Origin of the sequence: Paraburkholderia sp. LEh10 (assembly GCF_017814945.1) — a bacterium.
GTDB lineage: Bacteria > Pseudomonadota > Gammaproteobacteria > Burkholderiales > Burkholderiaceae > Paraburkholderia.
Genome location: NZ_JAGIPX010000176.1, coordinates 1 through 2,571 on the forward strand (window position 1 = coordinate 1; position 2,571 = coordinate 2,571).

The following is a 2,571-nucleotide window of genomic DNA, read 5'->3' on the forward strand; positions in this document are numbered from 1 at the left end:
GCTAATATCTTGCAAGATATTAGCGGTATTACCACGTCGAGAAGTGGCGCTGCGGCACCATCGCGCGCCAGTTGCATGTGCATCGCGGCACCGTGCAGCGTGTGCTGGCCCAGGCGGGCCTGCCGCGGGTGGGCGGTCTGCAACGGCCCTCGCGGATTGATCCGTACCTGCCGTTCATCCATGAGACGCTCAAGAAGTTTCCCTCACTCACAGCCAGCCGTCTGTACGCGATGGTGACCGAGCGTGGTTACCGGGGCAACATTCACCATTTCCGTCACCTGGTGGCGCTCCACCGCCCACGCCCGACTCCTGAGGCCTATCTGCGTTTGCGCACCATGCCGGGAGAAGTGGGTGAAGTCGACTGGGCCTCATTCGGCCACCTGCAGATCGGTCGCGCACGCCGGCCGCTGATGGCCTTCGTGATGGTGCTTTCGTGGTCACGGCAGATCTGGCTGCGTTTCTTCCTCGATGCCCGTATGGACAGCTTCCTGGCCGGCCACGTGGGTGCCTTCGAAGCATGGTCCGGCGTGCCGAGGGTCCTGAAGTACGACAATCTGCGCAGCGCCGTGCTCGAGCGCCAGGGCGATGCGATCCGCTTCAATCCGGCGCTGCTCGCGTTTGCCAGCCATTACCGGTTCGAACCCAGGCCGGTGGCCGTCGCGAGGGGAAACGAAAAAGGTCGCGTCGAAAGAGCAATTCGTTTCGCACGCGAGAGCTTCTTTGCCGCGCGCAGGTACGCCGATCTCGATGATCTGAACGCCCAGGCCGCACAATGGTGCGCGAGCGTTGCAGCCGATCGTCCATGCCGGGAGGATCCGGCCATCACCGTGCGCGAAGCCTTCGAGCGCGAGAAGCCGAGCCTGCTTGCATTGCCGGAGAACCCGTACCCGTGCGAACTGCAGCTCCCCGTGACAGTCGGCAAGACGCCCTATGTGCGCTTCGACCTGAACGACTACTCGATACCGCACACGCATGTGCGACGCACGCTCACGGTTCGTGCCGACCAGCATAAGGTGCGCATCCTCGATGGCGCCGATGTCGTTGCCGAGCATGTGCGCAGTTACGACCGCGGCGTGCAGATCGAGATTGCTGCGCACATTGATGCGCTGGTTGAGCGCAAACGTGAGGCCCGCCACCACCGCGGCCTGGACCATCTCGCGCACGCCGCGCCGGCTGCCCGGACACTGATGCTGCGCGCGGCCGAACGCGGCAGCAACCTGGGCAACATTACCGCGCAGCTGCTGCGATTGCTCGATCGGTATGGCGCCGCCGAACTGCAGGCCGCGATCGAGGAAACCCTCGCGAGCGGCGCCGCGCCGCACCAGAACCCGGTGCGCCTGACACTGGAGCGTCGGCGGGCTGCCCGGGGAGCCCCTCCGCCCATCGCCATCAAGCTGCCGGAACACGTGCGCGACAAGGACAAGCGCGTGACGCCACACCGGCTCGACATCTACGACCAGCTAACAGCGGAGGCCGATGATGACAAACAGGACTGAGCAGTTGCACGAGCGCGCCAATGCCTTGCGGATGTATGGATTGCTGGCGCACTGGAGCGAGATCGCCGACGCGTCATGGGTCGAGCCGTTGCTGCACTGGGAAGAGCAGGAACGCGCGCGCCGTTCGCTCGAGCGGCGTATCCGAGACGCCCGCCTGGGCAACTTCAAGCCGCTGGCAGACTTCGACTGGGCATGGCCCAAACGGATTGACCGCGGCGCGCTCGAGGAACTGATGGCGCTCGAGTTCGTCAGGGAGAAGTCCAACGTCGTGCTGATCGGGCCGAACGGCGTGGGCAAATCGACACTCGCACTGAACCTCGCGTACCAGTCGCTCATCCACGGCTACACAGCGCTCTTTACCACGGCTGGCCAGATGCTCGGCGAGCTGGCCGCGCTCGACAGTGACTCGGCGCTGCGCCGGCGCCTGCATCGCTACGCTTCGCCCGAAGTGCTCCTGATTGACGAGGTGGGCTACCTGTCGTACTCGAACCGCCATGCCGACCTGCTGTTCGAGCTGGTGAGCCGCAGGTACGGCGCCGCAAGCACGGTGGTTACAACGAACAAACCGTTCGCAGCATGGTCGGAGGTGTTCCCGAATGCGGCCTGCGTCGTGTCATTGGTCGATCGCCTCGTGCATCGCGCCGAGGTCATCGCGATCGAGGGCGAGTCGTATCGCGTCAAGGAAGCGCGCGAGCGGGCCGAGCAGCGCGCCAGGAGGCGTAACGCTGCGCGCCCGGAGAAGAAGCCGTGAGCCGCCGCACGCACCTGCCTTCGGGCCTGTCTCGCGGACTGGACTTCCTGATCGACGCCGACTGGTCGCCCCAGCAGGCGTTCGCCGTGTTCGAGCTGCTCAGCGATCTGCGCGCGCGGATCTGGATGCGCTACGGCGTCGAGTTACACGAGCTGATCCGCGAGCAGCGTTCGCCGTCCACCGATGCCGATATCGACGACATCGAGGGCGGGTTCTGATCCTGCTTTACTCGCCCTGCGGGCGGCAATGCCTGCGGCGCATGGTCGAGTGTTTAACTCAACCTTGCGCCGCCGTCTGGTGTCGGATTTACGCCGCCGCCAACAC

2 protein-coding genes and 1 pseudogene are annotated in these 2,571 nt (G+C 65.1%); all 3 read left to right on the plus strand.

What is annotated here, in order from left to right; genetic code table 11:
* Positions 1–23: 23 nt before the first annotated feature.
* Positions 24–1,496, plus strand: a pseudogene (istA, locus tag J8I87_RS43675) (IS21 family transposase); the annotation flags it as partial.
* The gene (gene istB / locus J8I87_RS43680) at positions 1,480–2,247 is read left to right on the plus strand and encodes an IS21-like element helper ATPase IstB (protein WP_209938842.1); all 768 of its coding nucleotides are present in this window, start codon (positions 1,480–1,482) and stop codon (positions 2,245–2,247) included. The pseudogene istA and the gene istB, both read left to right, overlap by 17 nt.
* Positions 2,244–2,465 carry a hypothetical protein gene (locus J8I87_RS43685; RefSeq protein WP_209938839.1) on the plus strand — a complete coding sequence of 74 codons (222 nt, stop codon included), beginning with the start codon at positions 2,244–2,246 and terminating at the stop codon, positions 2,463–2,465. Before istB ends, J8I87_RS43685 begins: the two co-directional genes overlap by 4 nt.
* Positions 2,466–2,571 lie beyond the last annotated feature (106 nt).